This window comes from Bacillus sp. iso_77 (assembly GCF_056173625.1).
The window spans coordinates 1,416,560-1,440,130 of the sequence record NZ_CM149683.1; the positions used below are offsets into that span (position 1 = coordinate 1,416,560).

The following is a 23,571-nucleotide window of genomic DNA, read 5'->3' on the forward strand; positions in this document are numbered from 1 at the left end:
GAGCATCCTATGAAAGTAGACGAAAGGAGAATCAGAACATGAAATGGATGCTGTCAATATGCGCATTGCTTTTTCTTCTCACCGGATGTCAAAGTCAACATGATCAAGAGCAAGTAACTAGGCAAGAACCAGCAGTACCAGTCATGCAGCAGACGCAAAGTGAAATGAAGCAGCAAGGCTTTTTAAAATACAAAGTGCAGGGATCTGTTGTGTATATAGAAAGTACACTTCAAGATTTTCACCTTGAACCTTCACCCTTGAAAAAGGATAAGAAGGCGGGATATTTTACAGTGTATGTAGACGGGAAACGGGCAGGCAATGAGTATACTGCGGCGTTTGTGGTCAAGCACCTTTCAAAAGGAAAGCATAAAATGACCGTTGTGCTAAATTCTCGTCACCCTGAATATAAGCAGAAAAGAGAGACGTGGGATGTATTTGTGACGTAAAAGCATTTTCTGATCCATAGGTTTCGTGGTAAACTATGAATTGGAGGTGCAACATTTATGTATGCGACAATCGAATCTGTGGAGCTCCAAGAGGAAGCAAATCAATTGGCTGCCATGATTCTTCAGTCGGAGGAGGCTGAACATTACCGCAACTGCTTTAAGCGTCTCCAGCAAGACGAAGAAGCCCAACAAATTATTGCCCATTTTACAAAAGTAAAAGAGCAATATGAAGATGTGCAGCGGTTCGGCAAATACCATCCGGACTATAGAACGATCTCAAAAGAAATGCGTGAGGTCAAAAGAAAGCTAGATCTTCACGATACAGTGGTTGATTTCAAAAAAGCAGAAACAGCGATTCAATCCATCTTAGATGAGATTAGTATTGAAATCGGTCAAGCTGTATCAGCATATATTAAAGTTCCAACAGGGAACCCATATTTTGATGGTCTATCATCATGCGGCGGTGGCTGTGGATCAGGAGGCAGCTGTGGCTGTAAAGTATCTTGACGAGACTTGAACGTCTCGTCTTTTACATAATGAACGGAAAGAATTGAAAAGCGGCAGGTGAAAAGATGGATACCAAACGTCAAGGGATGGTCGTTTGGCTGCATTCGTTAAAGCAGTCAAAAGCGCTAAGGAAATTTGGGAATGTTCACTATATTTCAAGGAAAATGAAATATGCAGTGATTTATTGTGATATGAATGATCTTGAGCGCCACATGGCAAAGCTCAGTTCATTGCCATTTGTAAAACGTGTTGAGCCTTCCTATAAACCTTTTATTAAATTAGAGTACGAATCGAAATTGGACAAAGCAAAAGAGTATGATTATAAGGTGGGCTTTTAAAGACACAAAAAAATCCCCGCGGCATCACCCGCGGGGTCCTTCTATTCTTAATGATTCATTAAGGAGAAGGCAAAGGGAGAGGAGAAACCGGAGGAAGAACTTATGGGGAAACGTAAGTCTTCTCCGCGGTTGGCAACAGCACCACATCAGATGCTGTTAACAGTAGTATGACCCTCTCTTTTGTGATCTATACATAGAAAATGAATGGAATTCAGTGCATTGTCCCATGTGGAGTGGATATGGTAAGATAATGTTGAATTTTTTGTCATCAAACAATATTCAATAGATGCAAGCGCAGAAAAAGTGGTGGAAAAATGAGAGTGATTTCTGGAACAAAAAAAGGCCGTACACTTAAAGCGGTACCTGGCCAATCAACAAGACCAACAACAGATAAAGTAAAAGAATCCATTTTTAATATGATTGGACCGTATTTTGATGGGGGATGGGCCCTTGATTTATTTGCTGGAAGTGGTGGTTTAGGAATTGAAGCGCTTTCTAGAGGATTCGATCATTGTATATTTGTGGATCGAGATATGAAGGCGATTCAGACGATTAAAGGCAACTTGAATCAATTGTCGCTGATTGATCAAAGTGAAGTGTTTCGAAATGATGCAAACCGTGCACTCGCCGCTGTAGTGAAGCGAGAAGAATCTTTTCAAGCCATCTTCCTTGATCCGCCGTATAAAGATCAAAAGTTGAAAGCACTTCTTGATACGATTGATGAGCATTCCTTATTAGCAGATGATGGCGTCATTGTGTGTGAGCATGATAAAGATGTGACACTGCCAGAGGAAGTAGGACAGCTGCATATCTCAAGGCAGGAAATGTACGGAATGACTGGCATTACGATCTATAGAAAGCGGGGAAATTAAAGCATGGGGAATATAGCCGTTTGTCCGGGTAGCTTCGATCCAGTCACATTGGGCCATTTGGATATTATCAAAAGAGGGGCAAAGATTTTTGATGAAGTATATGTGTGCGTCCTCAATAACTCGTCAAAAAAGCCGTTGTTTACTGTTGAAGAGCGATGTGAACTCATTCGTCAAGCAACAAAGGAGCTACCAAATATCAAAGTGGAATCCTTTCATGGACTGCTCGTTGATTATGCGAAACAAAAAGAGGCGAAAGTCATTTTACGCGGACTTAGAGCGGTGACGGACTTTGAATACGAGATGCAAGGGACATCAATGAACAAAGTGTTGAATGATGACATTGAAACGTTCTTTATGATGACGAATAATCAATACTCCTTCTTAAGTTCAAGCATTGTTAAAGAAGTAGCGAAATATCATGGATCAGTCAAAGAGCTTGTACCGCAAGAGGTCGAAGCTGCGCTGAAAGAGAAATTTAATGGATGAGTGCATTGTGCACTCATCCATTTTTTAATTTCTGATAATAGAGCGCAATATACACGATCAGACTGAACAAGGTGATGAGAGGACCAGCAGATACAAGCTGATTCCATAACATGCTGCTAAACATCACGACTTGCTCGCTTGTTTCAAATGCCCCTGCTGGAAGCGCCATGTCTGCTTTAGAGACATAAAGGGGTTTGAATAACAAAAAAGCAAAGACGGCTGCGTAAATACCGTGAAGCAAACGGGCGAAGAAAAACGGTTTAAAGCGTATATCGGTTGCTGCCAAAATGCCAGCTACCTGAGCTTGAACGGAGAATCCGCTAAATCCCAAAATAAAGCTGACCACAATTGTTTTAGCGAGCAGGGAAACCTCTTGTGACCCTGTGAGCTGACTTCCTAATGTGATTTCAAATAGACCCGCAATCATGGCTAGATCTAATTCCGGCGGAAGGTGCATCGTTTTCAGTATAGAGCCGATCCCGATAGAGAGAAGATCTGTCACATGAACGACAGCGAGCATTTGACTAAAGACAGAAAATAAAATGATAAAGCCGCCAATCATAAAGAGCGTTTGAACAGATGACATGACAGCGTCACTTAATATTTGGCCAAGTGGTCTTTTCTCTGCAAGTCTTGCCATATGAAGAGCGCTGAATGCTTCTCGAATTGGAGGCAATAAAAATCCTTTTCGGCTTCTGAGGTGCGCATCATGACGTGCTTTATATCCGCGCATCGTCACCCCAACCGCGAGATTTCCTAAATAATGTGCACAGGCTAACACAATGCCTAAAGATGGGTGATGAAAAAATCCTACAGCCACTGCTCCAAAAATGAACAAAGGGTTTGAAGAATTGGTAAACGACACAAGGCGTTCTGCTTCAATTCTTGTCAGCTGTCCTTCCTGCCGAAGTCTTGTCGTCAATTTAGCGCCAGAAGGAAAACCAGAGGCCATTCCCATCGCCAGCACAAATCCGCCGACACCAGGCACCCGAAAGATAGGCCGCATAAATGGCTCTAATAATACGCCGACAAATCTGACAATCCCGAAACTGATTAATAGCTCGGACAAAATAAAAAAAGGTAGCAGCGATGGAAAAACCACTTCCCACCACATTGCAAGTCCATTTTTCGATGCTTGCAAAGAGGCTTGTGGATGTGTAATCACAGTGGCTGTTAAAAAGATAAAAAAAGCAGCGATGAACAGAGTGTTCCATTTTTTCATGGAGATGTCGCCCCTTGCCGTTATAATCTATTGGCGAGCTCGTGATTAAAGAAAAAGAGATGCTAGCCGAGCCTGTCTTCTATTACTATACGATGAGAAGGGGCATGTTTAGACCTATAGATTCGTATATATGCATAGAAAGAGGGGGTTGGATTCATGAAACGACCGATTATCGGGCTTGCGCTGGGCTCCGGGGGTGCCAGAGGGATGGCGCATATCGGGGTTTTATCTAGTCTTGAGAAACAAGGAATTCAGGTGGATATGATCGCAGGAAGCAGTATTGGTGCTCTTGTGGGGAGCTTTTATGCAGCAGGACAAGACGTAGAAAAAATGAAAAAACTTGCACTTGTCTTCAGAAGAAAGTATTATGCTGACTATACACTGCCAAAAATCGGTCTGTTAAAAGGAAATCGAATTTTGCAGCTGATTCACACGTTTACATATGGAAAGAATATTGAAGAAATGCGCGTGCCTCTTGCGATTGTCGCCTGTGACCTTCAGACAGGGGAGAAGGTTGTGTTCAAAGAAGGGTCTGTCTCACAAGCAGTCAGGGCAAGCATTAGCATTCCGGGTGTGTTTGTTCCGCATGAAATAGGCGGCAGGCAATTGGTGGATGGAGCGGTAGTGGACCGCATTCCTGTTTCTGTTCTCAAAGAAATGGGGGCGGATCTCATTATCGCCTCTGATGTATCAAGGGTGAAAAAAACAGAAAAGGCAACGAGATTATCGGATGTCATTATGCAAAGTTTGGACATCCTTCAAAATGAATTGGTTCGTCACCAAACCATTCATGCAGATCTCATGATTCGGCCGAAGCTCGAGACCTTTAGCTCTAGTGCGTTTACACAGGTTCAAGAAATGATTGAAGCAGGTGAACTCGCCGCCGACCAACTAAAAGGAAAACTGAAAGATGTCATTGATAAATGGGAGTGTTAATCGAATGAAAAAATTAAATATTCGCTGGCTCAGCTTTTTTGCTGTTGTTCTAGTCTTATTTGGCTTAACTTTTGTGAAACTGCCCTATTACGTCACAAAGCCAGGTGATGCAACAGAAATTGCGCCACACATTCAAGTAGACGGAGGATATGGCGAGAAGGGCAGCTTTTCTCTTATGACCATTAAAGTAGGTCCAGCCAATCCATATACGTATTTGCTTGCAAAAATGAACAAGTATGACGAAATCGTTCCAGAAGAAAATATTAAAGCGGACGGAGAGTCTGATGAGGATTATATGAAACGGCAGCTGCAGCTCATGAAAAGTTCTCAAGAAAATGCGATGATTGCCGCTTATACAAAAGCAGGGAAAAAAGTAGATTATACGTTTAATGGGGTATATGCGAGCTATGTGATGAAAGGAATGCCTGCATATGGGAAGATTGAAGTTGGTGATAAGATCAAAAGCGTCGACGGCCATACATACGAGTCAGCAGATAAAATGGTTTCGTATATCAGCAGTAAAAAAGCAGGCACGACTGTCCGTTTTGTACTTGAACGTAATGGCAAAGAAATCACGCAGAACGTGACGTTAAAACCATTTAAAGAAGAGCCAAAACGAGTGGGAATTGGCGTATCACTATTTACAGACCGTCATGTGAAAGTGTCTCCTTCTGTGAAAGTGGATATTGAAAACATCGGCGGTCCATCGGCTGGTTTAATGATGTCACTTGAAATTTACAATCAGCTGACAAAAGAAGATGAAACACATGGCTATGCGATCGCAGGAACTGGAACGATTGATGCAGATGGTACAGTCGGACCGATTGGCGGAATTGATCAAAAGGTTGTTGCAGCAGACAAAGCAGGGAAAGACATTTTCTTTGCACCGAATGATAAAGGTGACCCAAACTCTGACTACAAAAATGCAGTCAAAACAGCAAAAGATATTAAAAGTGATATGAAAATCGTTCCTGTGGATACCATGCAGGACGCACTAAACTATTTAAACAAATTAAAAGAGAAAGCATCATAAAAAAGAGCAGCCTGCAAATCAGGCTGCTTTTTTCTATCGAGATGAAAAGAGTCCGCTCTCTTCATTATATCGAATCGGTGATGTTTTAAACTCTGCTTTTGTTAATTCTGTTTGCATGGGTTCAGAGATGGGAAGGCTGAACACCCTTGAAGCGCGAATATCAAGATCAAGGGCGGGATGTGAAAAGGAAGACAGTTTACTCACAAGTGGTACATCCAACTCTTTTTTTACAAGAGACAAGTACTGTTGTCCTTTCCTTGTCATTCCAAGTAAACGAATATAGGGCGCTTTTTTCTTTTCAAGCAGCTCGTGCATCGTCTTTTTCTTCACGTTCATTAATAGATGCGTATTCATCCGCTGTAACCTTGTCCACGTATATCGTTTTGTTTTGACAAGTGATAGATACTCCTCGTAGGAAGACGTATGTGTCATGGCTTTTTGCATGCGGTGTTCAATGCCTTCTTCAATTTCATAGATGCCCTCTAGTTCACTCGTATCCATTGTATGAAAGACATGTTTCAGAAAGCGAAAATAGGCTTCTTGCGTATGTAAAAGACCATATGAAGAATGATAGTCGTGTAATTGCTTTAAAGTAGCGTCCGGGAGGTAGGGCGTGACTGCTTGAAATGAGCTCTGTTCTTTTAAAGCTTTTCGGATACTTGTGGCGCTTGCGATTTTTTGGTTGTCAGGCAGTTCTTCATCATGATAATCAGATGCAATTCTTTGAGACGTAAAAGGCTGCATGTGAGGAGCTCTCTCTAAGATGGCTTTAACATAATGAAAGCCTAAAATGTTATTTGGTTTGGACAAATCCAGTAAGTGTTCAGAATGAATGGCCTCTTGAAACGCACCTGCTGCTGCTGCGGGATAACTAAGACCTTCTTTCACCTTTTCTTTTGTTAAAAGATCAATCTCTGCCTTTTTTTCATGCCAAGCGTGTGCTGTGCGCTCAAATGCGTTGATCTCTCCATCCTCACTGCCGAAAAAAAGAGAATGGCATTTTAATGCATCGAGAATGGACACAGCGCCATTGGCGAAGGTTTCTGCCTTTTGTACGGCATATATGTATGGAAGCTCACACACAATGTCTACGCCGTTTTGCAGTGCCATTTTTGTACGTGCCCATTTTGAGACGATGGCAGGCTCCCCGCGCTGGAGGAAAGAACCGCTCATGACGGCAATGGCAACATCTGAGGAGGTTTGTTTTTTCGCCTGATTCACATGATAGGCATGCCCATAATGAAATGGATTGTACTCGACAACGACTCCCACTGCTTTCAATAGATGTTCCGCCTTTCTTGCTATGGTTAAATGGTCTGTGCTACAGTAGCATAAGGGAAAAATGGAGACCATTTTTTTCAGTGTAGGCATTCCGAGAACTGATGTCAAACAGCCCTTTGACATCATGAAGGACTGTAAAGAAAAAATATTGACAAATAGCATGATGAAAGCTATAATCATGTTTGTTGCTCTTAGAGGTGATACAATTGAAATGGACAGTTTATCAGTTACATCAAAAAGCTAAAAACAGCTTCGATTTTCATGAGACGGTTGACTTAAATGAACTTACTAGCCTTCATTCAGATATACGTCGTATTTCACCAGTAGAGGTGAAAGGGACTGGAGTGATCGAATCAAAGCAAGTCGCATTTGATTTAACCATCACAGGTGAAATGACATTGCCTTGTTCAAGAACGCTTGTTGATGTAAATTATCCATTTGCGATTTCAACAAAAGAACTATTTGTACTTCATAAGACAGACGACATAGAAGATGAAGACGTTTCTATTGTAGAAGACGATATCATCGACTTAACGCCTATAGTCAAGGAAGAAATTCTTCTTGAAGTGCCCATGCAAATCTTTTGCGACCAAGCTGACGTAAAAGGTGCTGCACCACAGGAAGGGAATGACTGGGCGGTCATTTCGGAAGATGCACATCAAAACCGAATTGATCCTCGTCTAGAAGGCTTGAAAAAGCTCTTAGAAGAAAATAATGAATCTTAACTCTTTAAGGAGGTGGGAATAATGGCTGTACCTTTTAGAAGAACTTCTAAAATGAAAAAAAGATTGCGTCGTACGCATTTCAAACTACAAGTACCTGGTATGGTAGCTTGCCCAGAATGCGGTGAAATGAAAATTTCTCATCGTGTCTGCAAATCTTGCGGAACATACAAAGGCAAAGACGTAAAAAGCAACTAATGCTTGATAAAAAAACGTGAGGGAATCTTCCCTTGCGTTTTTTTATTGATCTATTTTTTAGGTTTCTCTCCTGCAAATAGTCTATCTACTCTAGTAAGCGCATATGATGTGGTATTCAGATTCAGGGGGGATGATGAGTTGACGATTACACGGCAGGACGCATGGACACAAGATGAAGATTTACTTTTAGCAGAAGTTGTCTTAAGGCATATCCGAGATGGAGGTACCCAGCTTTCAGCATTTGAAGAGGTGGGAAAAGCATTGTCAAGAACAGCAGCAGCATGTGGATTCAGGTGGAATTCTTACGTCAGAAAGCAGTATCAGGCAGGCATTGAGCTTGCCAAAAAACAGCGAAAAGAACTGCGTAAAAAAATTGGTATCCATTCTTCGGGTTTACCGCAGCATGCGTTCACCATAGAAGAGAAGGCATCTTCTGATCAGACTGAACTGACGCTTCGAGAAGTAATTCGGTTTCTAGAGCAGCTTGAGAAAGAACCATCTGGTCCAGCTTATTTACGGGAGGAGCTTAAAGATGCACAGCATCAATTAAAATCACTCACCGAAGAAAATGAACAGCTGAAACGTCAATTAAAAATGACAGAAGAAGATTACCGGGCACTTATTGGTATTGTTGAAAGAGTCAAACAGAATATCAGCTTAAAAGATTACGCAAAATAAGAAAACGCCCCTCACAGATGGAAAGAGGGGCGTTTTCTTAATGATTAAAATGATTAAGCGGACTCACCTGTGTTCTTTTGAATATGTGCAGGCTCCCAAATGAGTGGGTTTTCTCCTTTATCGCGTTCCATATCATATTTCACCGCTTCAAAGCCCATTTTATCCCAAAAACCGGCAGATTTGACGCGTGGATTCGTTCGAATTGGAAGGCCGAAAGATTTTGCGAAATCAACAAGTGCTTCGCCGTATCCTTTACGCTGATATCCTGGCAACACTTCTAGCTTCCACAGCTCTAGATAATCATGATTATGGTCAAAATACGTCGTCGTCGAGCCATCTACTTGATAGAGACTCATACGTGCCACAAGCTTATCTCCAAAGTAAATCCCATAAAATGGAGAGTTGCTGTCATTTTCAATCATATTACTCTCTAGGTCTTCAAGCATGGAAAGTTCTTGTATGCCATATTCCTTAAATTGTTTAAATTCCTCTAATGTTTTGTAGTTAATCAGAAGACGTTTTACTTGTGTCATGTGATCTTCCCCCTTACACACATAATGTCGACAGTGATGTCATTGAAGGCGTTTTCATCCCATCCGCCTAAAAAAGTTTTTACACTTATTATTATAGTTTTTTAATTAAAAAAATTCAATCATAGCGCGTTATCTGCTTTTTGCATCGTAGCACGAAACTGGTAAAATAGTTGATAACATGAAGTAAACAGAAAAAGGGAAGTGCGGCAATTGAAAATTGGAATCATTGGCGGTGGTGCGATTGGTCTGCTTTGTGCCAGTTATTTATCAGAACATCATGACATCACCGTCTTTACAAGAAGGAAACAGCAGGCAGAAGAAATTCGAGCATTAGGCATTGAACGAATGGTAAGAGGGGAAACCATTCAATCAGCTGTTGGGGCCGATACGGGGGTCAAAGGAATATTTGATTTGCTGATTGTGACAGTGAAGTATCATCATCTGCAAGATGTTCTAGGGGAATTATCGGGACTGCCTCGTCAGCGGATCTTATTTTTGCAGAACGGAATGGCCCACCTCGTCGATTTAAAGAACTGGAAAACGGCACATCAGTTATATATTGGTGTAGTAGAGCATGGCGCAATGAAGGTGTCTGATCGCGCAGTAAACCATACAGGAATTGGTGTCATCAAGTGGGGAGCATTTCTGCATGAGGAAAAAGGACCTATGAGTAGTGAACTGTCAACGGGCGATTTTCAAATGGTTTATACAGATGAATGGAAGAAAGTACTGGAGGAAAAACTGTTCGTCAATGTGTGTATTAATCCGTTGACGGCTTTATTACATGTGAATAATGGGGAATTGGTATCGAACCCGTCATATGAACATATGATGACATGTGCATTTGAAGAAGCGGTTTCCATTCTAAGGTTGCCTGAGAAAGATCATCTATGGGCTCATGTGAAATCAATTTGCCATCAAACGGCTGCCAATCAATCGTCAATGCTACAAGATATCGTCAAAGGCCGCCAAACTGAAAGAAAAGCAATCATTGGCTACCTTTTAAAAAAAGCTCAAGGTCAAGGGATGACGCCGCCATTCCTCACTTTCTTGAATAGAAGCTTGGAAGTATTGGAAAAAAAGCAAACAAAATCTTTTGAGTGAGCTCATTTACATGCTATACTTTTTTCGGGAAACTAACTATTTATTGAAGAAAGGAAGTTCTAAACATGCAATTGACTGAACTTTCCATCCGAAGTCAGAATTTATTCATACGTGATTATATAGAAGAAAAAAAAGAGATGACTGCTTTTTTTGATTATGATATACATTCTGAGCACACATGGAAAAAGAGATACGACGATCTCATGGAAAGGAGCTTCCCGCGCGAGGCTTTAGCGGATTATATGAGCGCATACCATGCAAAATTTGATTCGGCTGCGATGCGTGAGAATATTGAGAGATCCGTGATGAACGGAGCGTCATGGTGGTTGGAGGACAGCAGGCAGGCCTCTTAACAGGTCCGCTTTATACCATACATAAAATCATTTCCATTATTCAGTTTGCCAAAGAAAAAGAATCAGAGCTTGGCGTTCCTGTTATTCCGGTCTTTTGGGTAGCGGGTGAAGATCACGACGTAGACGAAATTAACTTTGTGTACACGTCTGGCGAAAAAGGCCCAGTCAAACAAAAGCTTCCATTACATCATGTGAAAAAAACAGCTGCGAAAAGAACACCTCTCCACCAAGAGAAAACAGAGAGATGGCTTCGTGATGTATTTTCAACCTATGAGGAATCTGCTTACACAAATGACTTGTTTGATCAGCTTCTTCGATGTTTACGCAAATCAGAAACGTTTACTGATTTCTTTGAGTGGATTGTTTGCGATCTATTTGAAGAAGATGGACTGCTGTTATTGAATTCAGGAGACTTCGGCGTGAAGCCACTTGAACGTACGTTATTCAAGCAAATTGTGGAGTCGAGTGATGCGATCGTGGCTCACTTAAATAACACGCAGGCTGCCATGGAACAAGCGGGGTATCAGCCGATTATTGAAGCTGGTGACCATCAAGCCAACTTGTTTTACGAATATGATGATGAGCGTTTCCTCATTGAACAAGAGAATGGCCAATTTTCTATATCTGAAGTGGGGCTTACTTGGACAAAAGATGAGCTTTTGCAGGAAGTCGAGGAGCACCCAGAGCGGTTTAGCAATAATGTGGTGACCCGTCCATTGATGCAGGAAACCCTTCTTCCAACGCTTGCTTTTATGGCTGGACACGGTGAAGTGAACTATTGGGGTGAGCTGAAAGGCATCTTCGAGTACTTCGATGTCAAAATGGCACCCGTTCTTCCAAGACTGCACGTCACCATTCTTGAAAGGCATATTGATAAGAAGCTGCCGATAAGAGAATTGTCGGTTGAAGAAGTGCTGACAAAAGGCGTGAAAGAAAAAAAGGATATGCACTTTCAGCAAAGTCTCCCAGACAGCTTCGTTCAATCGGTTCAACATGCCAAACGTGAATTAGCGAATGTTCATGAGGCCATGAGACAAGAAGCGCTAGAGATCGAACCAAACTTTGAACAGCTATTAGATAAAAATGCCAAATTTATAGAAGACCAGCTTCAATTTGTTTATCAAAAGGTTGCAAAGCGTGTGGAAGAGAAGGAAGGATACATCCTTCGAGATTTTGAACGGATTGAAAATAGTTTAAAACCACTCGAAGCACCACAAGAAAGAATTTGGAATATCATGTACTTTTTAAACAAATATGGTCCAGAATTCTTCAAAACGTTCAAAAATCTGCCATTTTCATTTCAAAACAAGCAACAAATTGTCAAACTTTGAAATAAAGTTTTAATGAACCCTGACTAGTTCAGGGTTTTTTTTTATGTAGAAACAGTGTAAAATAAGTTTTGTGGAGAGAAGTGGTGGATAGTGGAGAGTATAGGTGAGAAAGTGGGGCTCTGATGATCATGTTCATGGGTGAATACCAACATACGATTGATACAAAAGGGCGCATGATCATCCCTGCTAAATTTAGAGACGGCCTCGGAGAACAGTTTGTGCTGACGAGAGGGCTTGATCAATGTTTATTTGGCTACCCTATGAGTGAGTGGAAACTAATTGAAGAGAAACTCAAAGCACTGCCGCTAACGAAAAAAGATGCACGTGCGTTTACCCGGTTCTTCTTCTCCGGCGCAGTTGAATGTGATCTGGACAAGCAGGGGCGCATTAACATCGCATCCAACCTACTCCAATATGCAAAACTCGAAAAAGAATGTGTGGTCATCGGCGTTTCAAATCGAATTGAGTTGTGGAGTAAGTCGATCTGGGAACAATATACAGAAGAGCAAGAAGATTCTTTTGCTGAAATTGCTGAAAACATGATTGGATTTGATATATAATAATCCCTTGTGCAGCAAGCTTTCTACACATTCATTTCTATTTGAAAAAGGTGGGACCATATCATCATGTTTCAACATGAGACAGTATTATTAAAAGAAACAGTTGACGGTTTAAACGTCAAAGAAGACGGTACATATGTGGACTGCACGCTAGGCGGCGCAGGTCATAGCTCATATTTACTATCTCAATTATCAGAAAAAGGTACATTAATTGGGTTTGACCAAGACGATGCTGCACTGGATCATGCACGAGAGAAGCTCGCACATGTTAAAGCGAACATTCTTTTCATAAAAAGCAACTTCCGATATTTAAAAGAACGTCTGAATGAACAAGGAATTACAAGCGTAGACGGTGTGATTTTTGATCTTGGGGTTTCATCACCTCAGCTTGACACACCAGAGAGAGGCTTTAGTTATCACCATGATGCACCTCTTGACATGCGAATGGATCAAACCGCTGCTTTGTCGGCAAAACAAGTGGTGAATGAATGGCCATTTGAAGATCTAGTTCGGATTTTCTACAAATATGGGGAAGAAAAGTTCAGCAAGCAAATCGCACGCAAAATTGAAGAAGCCAGAAAAAAAGCGCCAATTGAAACAACAGGAGAGCTTGTCGACATTATTAAAGAAGGAATTCCCGCACCTGCAAGACGAAAAGGCGGACATCCAGCGAAAAGAGTATTTCAAGCGATCCGAATTGCCGTAAATGATGAATTGAAAGTATTTGAAGAAGCACTAGAACAAGCAATAGAGTTACTCAATCCGAAGGGGAGAATTTCTGTCATTACATTCCATTCACTTGAAGATCGGATTTGTAAAAGTACATTTAAAGAAATGTCTTCTCTTCCAGAACTTCCGCACGGACTGCCAGTGATTCCAGAAGGACTTGAACCAAAACTGAAGCTGATCACGAGAAAACCAATCGTTGCATCAGAACAAGAGCTGGAATATAACAACCGTGCCCGTTCAGCGAAGCTCCGAATTGCAGAAAAAAAGTAAACGACACCATAGATGATGATAAAAAGGAGGTTTCTTATGAGTAATTTGGCTTACCAAAGAGAAGTAAAGCAACATCAAACCGAGCAACAAGGTCAATCGGTTGTGATTAGAAGAAGAGGTTCTATTACACTTGGTGAAAAAATCTTACTTGTCATGTTTGTCATGGCTCTCATGTGCAGCTCGATCCTCATTATTTCTAAAGCCTTTGCTGTTTATCACGCAAATATCGAAGTGCAGAAGCTAGAACAGCAAGTGTCTTTAGAATCGAAAAAGATCACTGAACTGCAAAAGCAAAAAGATTTACTAAGTGAACCAGAGAGAATCATTGAAGCCGCTAAAAAAGCAGGCTTAAGCATGTCGAAAGATGTTAAGAAGGTCGATTAACATGGCGATGCCTAAAAAGAATAAAATGATGAACAGAGGCGCGGCAATTGCGAGTATTTGCTTCGCCCTGTTTTTCTTTATCATCCTTGCACGTTTTATTTATATTCAGATTACGGGAACCGTCGATGGACAAGTGTTAGCTGCAAAAGCCAATGAACAATATCAATCGAAAAAAACACTTGAAGCCAAAAGAGGGTCCATTTTAGACAGAAACGGAAATGTGATTGCAGAAGATACATCTGTGTATAAACTGATTGCGATCATGAGCAAGAAAATGACGGTCGATCCAAAGCATCCGATGCATGTCGTTGACAAAGAAAAGACAGCAAAAGAGCTGTCAAAAGTCATTGATATGAGTGAGAGTGAAATTTTAAAGCGTCTGAATACAAAAGATGCATTCCAAGTCGAGTTTGGTAAAGCCGGAAAGGATATTAGTTTTTCAACTAAGGAAAAAATTGAAAAGCTAAAACTTCCTGGGATCGCCTTTGAAAAAGATACAAAGAGGTATTATCCAAACGGCATGTTTGCTTCGAACTTAATCGGTTATGCTAGATTAGATGAAGCCACCAAGGACATGTCAGGCGCAATGGGTCTAGAAAAGGCTCTGAATAAATATTTAAAAGAAAAAGATGGCTATGTAACGTATAACAGCGACAGAAGCGGATGGGCACTTCCGAATAGTAAAGAAGACATCGTTGCCCCGAAAGACGGGAAAAACGTCACACTGACCATCGATCAAAAAATTCAAGCATTTCTTGAAGAAAGTATGACGCAGGTCGCTAAAAAATATAAGCCGAAGAAAATCATTGCGACAGTCGTTGATCCGAAAACTGGAAGAGTTCTTGCAATGGGACAGCGGCCAAGCTTTAATTTAAATGAACTCGACATTACGAATTATAACAACGATGTCATTTCTTACGCATTTGAACCAGGTTCAACGATGAAAATTTTCACACTCGCTGCTGCTATCCAAGAAGGAGTGTACCAAGGCAGTGACAAGTATCAGTCTGGTACTTATAAAGTAGGCGGCGGTCTTGTAAGAGACCATAACAACGGAAATGGCTGGGGAAAAATTGATTTTCATGAAGGTGTTCTACGTTCTTCAAACGTAGCTTTTGCGAAATTGGCAAAAGAAAAATTAGGTTTCACACGCTATGAACAATACTTGCAAAAATTCCATTTCTATGACAAAACAGGCATAGACTTGCCGAACGAAGCGTCTAGTAAAATCAATTTCAGATACGAATATGACAAAGCATCGACTGCTTATGGTCAGGCGTCCGCGATTACCCCAATTCAGCAAATTGAAGCGGCGACAGCCATTGCAAACGGTGGAACGATGATGAAGCCATATGTAATCGATCATATTACAGACCCGAACACAAACAAAACAATTTTACAGCACGAACCAACAGTAGCAGGAAAACCAATTTCTTCTGATACAGCGAAGCAAGTCCGTGACATTTTAGGTGAGGTCGTTTCCTCAAAAATTGGCACAGGACAGCCATACCAAATCAAAGGTTTTGATGTCGCTGGGAAAACGGGTACAGGACAAATTGGCGGTGCTGGCGGCTACCTTCAAGGGAGAAACGATTACGTCTTTTCATTTATGGGAATGGCACCAAAAGATGATCCGAAGCTGCTCGTTTATGTGGCTGTCCAACAGCCTCAGCTATCTGAAACACAAACGGGCTCTGCCCCTGTTTCAGAAATCTTTAACCCTGTGATGAAAAATAGTTTGCTCTATTTAAATATCGCACCAACAAAAACAGACGATAAAAAATCTGGCAAACAGAAAATAAAACAAGAAACAATGCCGTCATTCCTAGATTTAGAAGTGAAACAGGCAGAAACAGAAGCAAAAAACAAAAAGTTATCACCTGTTGTCATTGGTGACGGTCTATCCATTAAACGCCAATGGCCAAGTGCGGGCTCTGAATTCTCTGAAAGCCAGAAAGTCTTTTTGAAAACAGCAGGGAAAACCATTAAAATGCCTGATATGACAGGCTGGTCCAGAAGGGAAGTTCTTCAATATGCGTCTATTTCAGGTGTGCATATTGAAACAAATGGACAGGGATATGCTGTCAAACAAAGCGTGAAAAGTGGAGCAGAGATTTCAGATAAAGTCGTCACAGTGACCTTCAAAAGTCCAAATTAACTTGAAAACCTAGCAAATCATTTGCTAGGTTTTTTTCTTTTGCTTGAGCGATGGACGAGATCGTTCTATAAAAAGACGAGCCTGCATATGATGAAAACAAGCCATATGTAAGGAGTGAACCGGGCGTGCGAGTGTCAAGTGTAACAGTGAGAAAACGATTGCTTTTCGTGCTGCTGTTTGGGGTGATCATTTTTTTCATCATAGATACTAGATTAGGATATGTGCAGTTTATTATGGGCGAGAAGCTGACTAGTTTAGCGAAAGATTCATGGAGCCGTAACCTTCCATTTGAACCAGAACGAGGAGATATTTTGGACCGAAATGGGGTGGAGCTTGCGACGAACAAAAGTGCTCCCTCTATTTTAGTCGTGCCGCGGCAAGTGAAAGACCCAGCAGAAACAAGCAAAAAATTAGCTGCAGTACTGAATATGTCTGAGGAGAAAGCGTACAAGCATGTCACCAAGAAAACGTCTATAGAGCGGATTTCTCCAGAGGGGAGAAAAGTATCTCATGAAAAAGCAAAAGAAGTCAGAGAGCTCGATTTAGATGGAGTCTATGTAGCAGAAGACAGCATCAGACATTACCCGTTTGGAAGTTTCTTATCTCATGTATTAGGTTTTGCTGGAATTGATAATCAAGGCTTACTTGGACTAGAAGCGTACTATGATGATGACCTAAAAGGTGAAAAAGGCTCTGTGAAATTTTATTCTGATGCAAAAGGGCAGAAAATGCCAGATGAAGCAGATGATTATACACCGCCTAAAGATGGGCTTGATATGAAATTAACAGTTGATTCAAAAGTGCAAACCATCATCGAACGAGAACTAGACAATGCCCAGGCAAAATATAACCCAGATGGCATGATTGCCATTGCCATGAATCCGAAAAATGGTGAGGTGCTGGGAATGTCGAGCAGACCTGACTTTGATCCGGCTGACTATCAATCAGTTGATTCAAAAGTATTTAACCGAAACTTACCGGTGTGGAGCACATATGAGCCAGGATCGACGTTTAAAATCATTACACTGGCAGCTGCTCTGGAAGAAAATAAAGTAAATTTAAAACGTGATCAATTTTTTGACAGCGGATCTGTGACAGTGGATGGCGCAAGGCTCAGATGCTGGAAAAAGGGAGGACATGGATCACAGTCGTTTCTAGAAGTGGTACAAAACTCTTGTAACCCAGGATTCGTCGAGCTAGGCGACCGTCTTGGAAAAGATAAACTATTTTCTTATATTAAAAATTTCGGCTTTGGTCAAAAGACAGGCATCGACCTTCAAGGAGAAGGTAGAGGAATTTTGTTCCCGCTTGATCGTGTTGGTCCTGTAGAACAGGCAACAACAGCCTTTGGTCAAGGTGTATCTGTTACGCCGATTCAACAAGTGGCTGCAGTGGCAGCCGCAGTAAATGGAGGAACGCTTTACACGCCGTATATTGCAAAAGAATGGATCGATCCAATTACAAAAGAGGTAGTTAAAAAGCAATCACCAATTGCCAAGAAGAAAGTCATTTCAGCGGAGACGTCTAAAGAAATCAGGTATGCCCTTGAAAGTGTAGTCGCTCAAGGAACTGGCCGGAATGCATTCGTTGAAGGATATCGGGTGGGCGGAAAAACAGGAACAGCACAGAAAGTAAAAGACGGAAAGTACATGGAAAATAACCACATTGTGTCATTTATCGGGTTTGCACCTGCGGATGATCCAAGCATTGTTGTATATGTAGCAGTAGATAACCCAAAAGGCACGATTCAATTTGGTGGGACAGTAGCAGCACCTATTGTGGGCCATATTATGCGAGACAGTCTGCCTGAAATGGGCGTGAAAAAAAGAAAAGGACAAATTGAAAAGAAGTACCAATGGCTGGACACAAAAACCATTGAGGTACCGAATCTTGTAGGAGGATCTGTTTCTGACCTTGAATCACTCCTGATTAATTTAAAGATTGATGCTTCAGGAACTGGCAGTAAAGTGGTGAAGCAATCGCCTGCTGCCGGCACAAAGGTCAAAGAAGGTTCCACGATCCGATTATACTTAAATGATGAATAATAAAGAATGAACAGAGGGTAGCCGCACTCATTCGGCTGCCTCTTTTTGTTGAAAGTGAAGGGTCGCTTTAAAAAAAGAGCATAAAGTGTGTTTTTTCCAAGAGAAACTTAAGGAATACGCTGGATGTATCCTTTTTTTTACGATAAAATATAGACTGTGTGTTTTTTTCACAAGACATGCACGTGAACGAATTTGAGAGGTTTGATATGAAATGAAATTACAAGAACTCCTTACATACTTTAAAAGTGAAAACAGTGAACTGATAAACGAAAATCCGGAGATTACTTCCATTGAAATGGATTCAAGAGAAGTGAAAAAAGGGAGTCTTTTTGTCTGTATAAAAGGCTATACAGTAGATGGACATGATTACGCTGAAAAAGCTGTGAAAAGCGGGGCTGCAGCGATTGTAGCAGAATACCCACTTCACATAACAGATGTACCAGTCATTATTGTAAAACACTCTCAAAGAGCACTTGCAAGAATGGCAGATGCTTTTTACGAACAGCCAACTCATAAACTCAATCTAATTGGTATTACAGGAACGAACGGGAAAACGTCCACAACACACATGATTGAGCAAATCATGAGAAAAGCCGATAAAAAAACAGGTTTAATCGGTACGATGTATATGAAGGTAAACGATGAAATTCTCGAAGTGAAAAACACAACACCTGAGAGTGTCACCCTTCAGAAGACCTTTAAGCAGATGCTTGATCAAGACGTAGATACGGCCATTATGGAAGTGTCATCACATGCTTTGCATCTTGGGCGTGTTCATGGATGTGATTATGATATTGCCGTCTTTACAAATCTTACCCAAGATCATCTGGACTACCACAACACAATGGAAGAATATAAACATGCAAAAAGCTTGCTCTTTTCCCAGCTCGGAAGTGCCTTTCAGCACGATAAGCCGAAGCATGCCATTTTAAATGCAGATGATGAAGCGTCTAATTATTTTGAAAAAGTCACAGCTGCTGAAATTATGACGTATGGCTTAGAGCAAGAATCAGATGTAATGGCAAAGAACATTCAAATTAAACCAAAGGGAACACAATTTGATTTGATCACCCCAATCGGCACAAAAAATGTGACGGTTGCCCTTATTGGGAAATTCAATGTGTATAACATTCTAGCAGCTGTATCAGTAGGAATTGTATCAGGCTTAACGTTTGAAACGATCGTTAGTGCCATTGAAGAACTTGAGGGAGTCAAAGGAAGATTCGAACTTGTGAATTTTGATCAAGACTTCCCAGTCATCGTTGATTATGCGCACACACCTGACAGTTTAGAAAATGTACTGACTACGTGTAGAGAATTAACAGAAGGTAGAATTTTCTGTGTAGTTGGCTGCGGGGGCGACCGTGATAAAACCAAGCGCCCTCAGATGGCCCAAATCGCTGTGAAATATGCAGATGAGCCTGTTTTCACATCAGATAATCCAAGAAGTGAAGATCCATCAGCCATTTTGAAAGACATGGAAAATGGCGTGCCAAACGCCTATTACCACAGCTTTGTGAACCGGAAACAGGCCATCTTTTTTGCCATTGCTAATGCAAAAAAGGGCGATACAGTCTTAATAGCTGGAAAAGGCCATGAGACGTACCAAATCATTGGTGATCAAGTCTATGACTTTGATGATGCCAAGGTGGCAGCGGACGCTATTTTAGATCTAAACAAATCTTAAAAATGATGAAAAGAGTGTAATGAAATGAAGCATTTTGTACAAAAACAACATACGAAAGACACGAATGAATATCATAATAATGAATGCTATTTTCTAATGGAAAACGGCTTTGGAAATTCGGAAGGAGTAAAGAACAATGCTTGAACAGGTGATATTGTTTACAATCATAATGGGATTTTTAATCAGTGTTCTTTTATCCCCGATTTTTATTCCGTTTTTAAGAAGACTTAAATTTGGTCAAAGTATTAGAGAAGAAGGACCTCAGTCTCACCAAAAGAAATCTGGTACCCCAACAATGGGCGGAATTATGATTATCTTTTCTATTACAATTACAACAATCGTGATGATTAACAAATTCTCTGAGATTAGTCCAGAAATGTTTTTATTGTTATTTGTCACCCTTGGCTACGGATTATTAGGATTTTTAGATGATTATATTAAAGTAGCGATGAAACGAAATCTTGGCTTAACATCGAAACAAAAACTGATCGGGCAAATTGTGATTGCTGTGATTTTCTATGCAGTCTTCCATTATTATGAGTTTGCAACGACTATTCGCATTCCAGGAACAGATGTCAGCTTTGACTTAGGATGGGCATACTTTATCCTCGTCGTTTTCATGCTTGTCGGTGGTTCTAATGCGGTAAACCTTACGGATGGACTTGATGGTTTATTATCTGGAACAGCTGCTATTGCATTCGGAGCTTTTGCTATATTGGCTTGGAATCAATCTCAGTATGATGTGGCGATCTTTTCGGTAGCAGTAGCAGGCGCTGTCCTTGGGTTCCTTGTCTTTAATGCGCATCCTGCAAAAGTATTTATGGGTGATACGGGATCGCTTGCTTTAGGCGGTGCCATAGTGGCCATTGCCATTTTAACGAAACTTGAGATTTTACTCGTCATTATTGGAGGAGTATTTGTTGTTGAAACGTTATCCGTTATCCTTCAAGTCATCTCCTTCAAAACAACTGGAAAAAGAATCTTTAAGATGAGCCCGCTTCACCACCACTATGAGTTAGTTGGCTGGTCTGAGTGGAGAGTAGTTGTCACCTTCTGGACAGCTGGTTTATTGCTTGCTGTTTTAGGAATTTACATCGAGGTGTGGTTATAATTGAATAGGATGCAAATGTTAAAAGACGAACATGTACTAGTACTAGGCCTTGCAAAAAGCGGATATGCGGCAGCCTCAATTCTTCACGAACACGGAATAAACGTGACGGTCAATGACCAAAAAGCTTTTGAAGAAAACGAGCCTGCTCAGTTACTTTCTGAAAAGGGGATTGATGTCATTTGTGGCAGTCATCCTCTTCGTATGTTCGACGATAAAGAAATTACGATTTTAATTAAGAACCCTGGAATTCCTTATGAGAATGTGATGGTTCAAGAGGCGCTTCGCCGAAAAATTCCAGTTTGGACTGAAATAGAATTGGCGTATCATTTGACCTCATCTCCTTTTATTGGGATTACCGGATCAAATGGAAAAACGACCACGACCACTTTGATTTATGAAATGTTGAAAAAAGACAGCCAAAAAACATTGGTAGCAGGTAATATCGGAACGGTCGCAAGTGAAGTTGCCGCGCGTGCAGCGGGCGATGAATGGATCGTAACTGAGCTCTCTTCATTTCAGTTAATGGGAACCGTTGAATTCAGACCTAAAATCAGCTTAATATTAAATATTTTTGACGCACATTTAGACTATCATCACACGCGTGAAGAATACGAAAAAGCAAAACAGAAAGTGTATGCACATCAACAAGAAGATGACATAGCTGTGGTTAACCTAGATGATCCATCTGTTGTCAAACTAGCAGAAGAGTCGAAAGCGCAAAAAGTGTTTTTCTCAGTTAAAGAGCCGGTAGCACATGGAGCGTTTATTAAAGATGGTGCCATCTACTATATGAATGAACATGTCATTGACCTCAAGGATGTTGTTCTTCCTGGTGAGCATAACCAAGAAAATATTCTAGCAGCTATTTGTGTTGTAAAAAATGCAGGCTGCTCAAACGAAGCGATTGCGCAAGTTCTTACTACATTTAGTGGAGTGAAGCATCGTTTGCAATTTGTGGAGACGATTCAAAATAGAAAATTTTATAATGACAGTAAAGCGACCAATATACTGGCAACAAGTAAAGCTTTGTCTGCCTTCAAGCAGCCGACCATTTTACTAGCAGGTGGACTGGATCGTGGCAATGAATTTGATGAATTAAAACCTTTTATGAAGAATGTAAAAGGAATAATTACATTTGGTGAGACTGCGCCTAAGTTTGTGAAGCTTGGTGAAGAGCTGGGAATACATCACGTAAAACATGTCGATAATGTTGAACAAGCAGTACCTGCGGCGTTTAGCATATCTGAAGAAGAAGACGTGATTTTATTGTCTCCAGCTTGTGCAAGCTGGGATCAGCATAAAACATTTGAAGAACGTGGAGACATGTTTGTAAACGCCGTGCATATGCTTAAATAAGGGCTTGTCTCTCATATGACTGACAGCCCAAATGAAATTATGCTTGGGGTGTCGGTCTCTTGACGAATAAGAAAACTTCTCCGGATTTTTTGCTTGTTGTCATTACGTTACTTTTATTGACGATTGGTTTAATTATGGTGTACAGCGCAAGTGCTGTGTGGGCATCGTATAAATTTGATGATTCGTTTTATTTTGCAAAAAGACAGCTTTTGTTTGCCGGAATCGGAGTTATCGCAATGTTTTTCATTATGCGGGTCGATTATTGGACGTGGCGGACTTGGTCAAAGATACTGATTGCAGTGTGTTTTCTCCTACTCGTGCTTGTCTTGATTCCTGGTATCGGTATGGAGAGAAATGGTTCAAGAAGCTGGATTGGTGTCGGTGCGTTTAGTATTCAGCCATCTGAATTTATGAAGCTTGCGATGATTGCGTTTCTTGCAAAATTCTTATCTGAAAAACAAAAGAATATCACATCCTTTCGTAAAGGTTTCGCCCCAGCACTAGGCATTGTGTTTTCTGCATTTGCCATCATTATGCTACAGCCGGACCTAGGTACAGGAACGGTTATGGTTGGAACCTGTATTATTATGATATTTGTTTCAGGTGCGAGAATCGCTCACTTTATCTTTCTCGGTCTTTTAGGGCTTAGCGGATTTGCCGCACTTGTCTTATCAGCACCCTATCGAATAAAACGAATTACATCTTATTTAAATCCTTGGGAGGATCCACTTGGCAGCGGGTTTCAAATTATTCAATCCTTATACGCTGTCGGTCCAGGCGGTCTGTTTGGAATGGGGCTAGGTCAGAGTAGACAAAAATTCTTCTATTTGCCTGAGCCTCAAACAGACTTTATCTTTGCTATATTGTCTGAAGAACTTGGATTTATAGGTGGATCACTCATTTTGCTGCTCTTTAGTGTTCTATTGTGGAGAGGCATTAGAATAGCCCTCGGTGCACCAGATTTATATGGAAGTTTCTTGGCAGTGGGCATCATCTCAATGGTTGCCATTCAAGTAATGATTAATATCGCAGTTGTCACAGGTCTCATCCCTGTGACGGGCATCACACTCCCATTCATAAGTTATGGCGGTTCATCACTGACATTAATGCTGATGGCAATTGGCGTACTTTTGAATGTAAGCAGGTATGCTAGATATTAATGTGCTGATAGTTCATGAAACCATATAGACTTTTATAAAGTATGAAAAAATGATTTGAAGAGTGAAAATGG

23 protein-coding genes and 1 pseudogene are annotated in these 23,571 nt (G+C 41.0%); 21 read left to right on the plus strand and 3 right to left on the minus strand.

What is annotated here, in order from left to right; genetic code table 11:
- Positions 1–38: 38 nt before the first annotated feature.
- From AC0VYC_RS07205 to coaD, 5 genes are all read left to right on the plus strand, one after another.
- Positions 39–446 (plus strand): hypothetical protein, encoded by a 408-nt coding sequence (locus tag AC0VYC_RS07205; RefSeq protein ID WP_007499810.1) that lies wholly within the window; start codon positions 39–41, stop codon positions 444–446.
- Between the two features lie 57 nt (positions 447–503).
- Entirely contained in the window at positions 504–953 is a 450-nt protein-coding gene (gene ricF, locus AC0VYC_RS07210) for a regulatory iron-sulfur-containing complex subunit RicF (protein ID WP_007499807.1), read from the plus strand.
- 65 nt (positions 954–1,018) lie between these two features.
- Positions 1,019–1,291 (plus strand): YlbG family protein, encoded by a 273-nt coding sequence (locus tag AC0VYC_RS07215; RefSeq protein ID WP_008345023.1) that lies wholly within the window; start codon positions 1,019–1,021, stop codon positions 1,289–1,291.
- Positions 1,292–1,605: 314 nt separating this feature from the next.
- Complete coding sequence (rsmD, locus tag AC0VYC_RS07220; protein WP_335364584.1) at positions 1,606–2,163, plus strand: 16S rRNA (guanine(966)-N(2))-methyltransferase RsmD; 558 nt, start codon at positions 1,606–1,608, stop codon at positions 2,161–2,163.
- A gap of 3 nt (positions 2,164–2,166) precedes the next feature.
- Complete coding sequence (gene coaD, locus AC0VYC_RS07225) at positions 2,167–2,649, plus strand: pantetheine-phosphate adenylyltransferase (RefSeq protein ID WP_007499803.1); 483 nt, start codon at positions 2,167–2,169, stop codon at positions 2,647–2,649.
- A gap of 13 nt (positions 2,650–2,662) precedes the next feature.
- Here coaD and ylbJ read toward each other — a convergent pair whose 3' ends face one another.
- Positions 2,663–3,871, minus strand: coding sequence for a sporulation integral membrane protein YlbJ (gene ylbJ / locus AC0VYC_RS07230; protein WP_335364585.1), 1,209 nt, complete (start codon positions 3,869–3,871; stop codon positions 2,663–2,665).
- Positions 3,872–4,027: 156 nt separating this feature from the next.
- Here ylbJ and AC0VYC_RS07235 point away from each other — a divergent pair, with 156 nt between their 5' ends.
- Together AC0VYC_RS07235 and AC0VYC_RS07240 are read left to right on the plus strand one after the other, a co-directional pair.
- Entirely contained in the window at positions 4,028–4,807 is a 780-nt protein-coding gene (locus AC0VYC_RS07235) for a patatin-like phospholipase family protein (protein ID WP_017367186.1), read from the plus strand.
- Positions 4,808–4,811: 4 nt separating this feature from the next.
- The gene (locus tag AC0VYC_RS07240) at positions 4,812–5,840 is read left to right on the plus strand and encodes a SepM family pheromone-processing serine protease (RefSeq protein ID WP_017359372.1); all 1,029 of its coding nucleotides are present in this window, start codon (positions 4,812–4,814) and stop codon (positions 5,838–5,840) included.
- Between the two features lie 33 nt (positions 5,841–5,873).
- Here the strand turns inward: AC0VYC_RS07240 and AC0VYC_RS07245 are convergent, their stop codons facing one another.
- A complete protein-coding gene (locus AC0VYC_RS07245; RefSeq protein WP_417894837.1) occupies positions 5,874–7,121 on the minus strand; it encodes a nucleotidyltransferase in 1,248 nt (415 codons plus the stop codon).
- Positions 7,122–7,327: 206 nt separating this feature from the next.
- Between AC0VYC_RS07245 and AC0VYC_RS07250 the strand changes: the two genes are divergently transcribed.
- The 3 genes from AC0VYC_RS07250 to gerR all read left to right on the plus strand — a co-directional run bounded on the left by AC0VYC_RS07250 (position 7,328) and on the right by gerR (position 8,719).
- Entirely contained in the window at positions 7,328–7,846 is a 519-nt protein-coding gene (locus AC0VYC_RS07250) for a YceD family protein (protein ID WP_045034234.1), read from the plus strand.
- Between the two features lie 21 nt (positions 7,847–7,867).
- Positions 7,868–8,041: a 50S ribosomal protein L32 gene (rpmF, locus tag AC0VYC_RS07255; RefSeq protein ID WP_008354700.1), complete on the plus strand. Its 174-nt coding sequence runs from the start codon at positions 7,868–7,870 to the stop codon at positions 8,039–8,041.
- Positions 8,042–8,179: 138 nt separating this feature from the next.
- Positions 8,180–8,719 carry a sporulation-specific transcriptional regulator GerR gene (gerR, locus tag AC0VYC_RS07260; protein WP_017359370.1) on the plus strand — a complete coding sequence of 180 codons (540 nt, stop codon included), beginning with the start codon at positions 8,180–8,182 and terminating at the stop codon, positions 8,717–8,719.
- Between the two features lie 53 nt (positions 8,720–8,772).
- Here gerR and AC0VYC_RS07265 read toward each other — a convergent pair whose 3' ends face one another.
- A complete protein-coding gene (locus tag AC0VYC_RS07265; protein ID WP_007499784.1) occupies positions 8,773–9,252 on the minus strand; it encodes an N-acetyltransferase in 480 nt (159 codons plus the stop codon).
- Positions 9,253–9,462: 210 nt separating this feature from the next.
- On the opposite strand from AC0VYC_RS07265, the gene AC0VYC_RS07270 reads away from it, so the two are divergent.
- The 11 genes and pseudogenes from AC0VYC_RS07270 (at position 9,463) to spoVE (ending at position 23,500) form a co-directional block, all read left to right on the plus strand.
- Complete coding sequence (locus AC0VYC_RS07270) at positions 9,463–10,356, plus strand: 2-dehydropantoate 2-reductase (protein ID WP_475389809.1); 894 nt, start codon at positions 9,463–9,465, stop codon at positions 10,354–10,356.
- Positions 10,357–10,421: 65 nt separating this feature from the next.
- Positions 10,422–12,040, plus strand: a pseudogene (gene bshC, locus AC0VYC_RS07275) (bacillithiol biosynthesis cysteine-adding enzyme BshC).
- A gap of 128 nt (positions 12,041–12,168) precedes the next feature.
- Entirely contained in the window at positions 12,169–12,600 is a 432-nt protein-coding gene (gene mraZ, locus AC0VYC_RS07280; protein WP_003211163.1) for a division/cell wall cluster transcriptional repressor MraZ, read from the plus strand.
- Positions 12,601–12,666: 66 nt separating this feature from the next.
- Positions 12,667–13,599 (plus strand): 16S rRNA (cytosine(1402)-N(4))-methyltransferase RsmH, encoded by a 933-nt coding sequence (gene rsmH / locus AC0VYC_RS07285; protein ID WP_007499781.1) that lies wholly within the window; start codon positions 12,667–12,669, stop codon positions 13,597–13,599.
- Positions 13,600–13,635: 36 nt separating this feature from the next.
- The gene (gene ftsL, locus AC0VYC_RS07290; RefSeq protein ID WP_025207292.1) at positions 13,636–13,983 is read left to right on the plus strand and encodes a cell division protein FtsL; all 348 of its coding nucleotides are present in this window, start codon (positions 13,636–13,638) and stop codon (positions 13,981–13,983) included.
- Between the two features lie 7 nt (positions 13,984–13,990).
- A complete protein-coding gene (locus AC0VYC_RS07295; protein WP_045034300.1) occupies positions 13,991–16,141 on the plus strand; it encodes a penicillin-binding protein in 2,151 nt (716 codons plus the stop codon).
- Between the two features lie 125 nt (positions 16,142–16,266).
- Entirely contained in the window at positions 16,267–18,186 is a 1,920-nt protein-coding gene (locus tag AC0VYC_RS07300) for a stage V sporulation protein D (protein WP_019743279.1), read from the plus strand.
- Between the two features lie 211 nt (positions 18,187–18,397).
- A complete protein-coding gene (locus AC0VYC_RS07305) occupies positions 18,398–19,873 on the plus strand; it encodes a UDP-N-acetylmuramoyl-L-alanyl-D-glutamate--2,6-diaminopimelate ligase (RefSeq protein WP_338704991.1) in 1,476 nt (491 codons plus the stop codon).
- 136 nt (positions 19,874–20,009) lie between these two features.
- Complete coding sequence (mraY, locus tag AC0VYC_RS07310; protein ID WP_007499771.1) at positions 20,010–20,984, plus strand: phospho-N-acetylmuramoyl-pentapeptide-transferase; 975 nt, start codon at positions 20,010–20,012, stop codon at positions 20,982–20,984.
- A gap of 9 nt (positions 20,985–20,993) precedes the next feature.
- The gene (gene murD, locus AC0VYC_RS07315; RefSeq protein ID WP_411908501.1) at positions 20,994–22,340 is read left to right on the plus strand and encodes a UDP-N-acetylmuramoyl-L-alanine--D-glutamate ligase; all 1,347 of its coding nucleotides are present in this window, start codon (positions 20,994–20,996) and stop codon (positions 22,338–22,340) included.
- A gap of 59 nt (positions 22,341–22,399) precedes the next feature.
- Positions 22,400–23,500: a stage V sporulation protein E gene (gene spoVE / locus AC0VYC_RS07320; RefSeq protein WP_039166797.1), complete on the plus strand. Its 1,101-nt coding sequence runs from the start codon at positions 22,400–22,402 to the stop codon at positions 23,498–23,500.
- Positions 23,501–23,571 lie beyond the last annotated feature (71 nt).

Excerpts from the sequence above, each read along its gene's own strand:
- ylbJ (WP_335364585.1), bottom strand. The coding sequence starts at position 3,871 with ATGAAAAAATGGAACACTCTGTTCATCGCTGCTTTTTTTATCTTTTTA.
- AC0VYC_RS07295 (WP_045034300.1), top strand. The coding sequence starts at position 13,991 with ATGCCTAAAAAGAATAAAATGATGAACAGAGGCGCGGCAATTGCGAGT.
- ricF (WP_007499807.1), top strand. The coding sequence starts at position 504 with ATGTATGCGACAATCGAATCTGTGGAGCTCCAAGAGGAAGCAAATCAA.
- rsmH (WP_007499781.1), top strand. The coding sequence starts at position 12,667 with ATGTTTCAACATGAGACAGTATTATTAAAAGAAACAGTTGACGGTTTA.
- rsmD (WP_335364584.1), top strand. The coding sequence starts at position 1,606 with ATGAGAGTGATTTCTGGAACAAAAAAAGGCCGTACACTTAAAGCGGTA.
- AC0VYC_RS07305 (WP_338704991.1), top strand. The coding sequence starts at position 18,398 with ATGAAATTACAAGAACTCCTTACATACTTTAAAAGTGAAAACAGTGAA.
- mraY (WP_007499771.1), top strand. The coding sequence starts at position 20,010 with ATGCTTGAACAGGTGATATTGTTTACAATCATAATGGGATTTTTAATC.
- AC0VYC_RS07265 (WP_007499784.1), bottom strand. The coding sequence starts at position 9,252 with ATGACACAAGTAAAACGTCTTCTGATTAACTACAAAACATTAGAGGAA.
- coaD (WP_007499803.1), top strand. The coding sequence starts at position 2,167 with ATGGGGAATATAGCCGTTTGTCCGGGTAGCTTCGATCCAGTCACATTG.
- AC0VYC_RS07215 (WP_008345023.1), top strand. The coding sequence starts at position 1,019 with ATGGATACCAAACGTCAAGGGATGGTCGTTTGGCTGCATTCGTTAAAG.
- ftsL (WP_025207292.1), top strand. The coding sequence starts at position 13,636 with ATGAGTAATTTGGCTTACCAAAGAGAAGTAAAGCAACATCAAACCGAG.
- AC0VYC_RS07240 (WP_017359372.1), top strand. The coding sequence starts at position 4,812 with ATGAAAAAATTAAATATTCGCTGGCTCAGCTTTTTTGCTGTTGTTCTA.
- rpmF (WP_008354700.1), top strand. The coding sequence starts at position 7,868 with ATGGCTGTACCTTTTAGAAGAACTTCTAAAATGAAAAAAAGATTGCGT.
- murD (WP_411908501.1), top strand. The coding sequence starts at position 20,994 with ATGCAAATGTTAAAAGACGAACATGTACTAGTACTAGGCCTTGCAAAA.
- mraZ (WP_003211163.1), top strand. The coding sequence starts at position 12,169 with ATGTTCATGGGTGAATACCAACATACGATTGATACAAAAGGGCGCATG.
- AC0VYC_RS07205 (WP_007499810.1), top strand. The coding sequence starts at position 39 with ATGAAATGGATGCTGTCAATATGCGCATTGCTTTTTCTTCTCACCGGA.
- AC0VYC_RS07235 (WP_017367186.1), top strand. The coding sequence starts at position 4,028 with ATGAAACGACCGATTATCGGGCTTGCGCTGGGCTCCGGGGGTGCCAGA.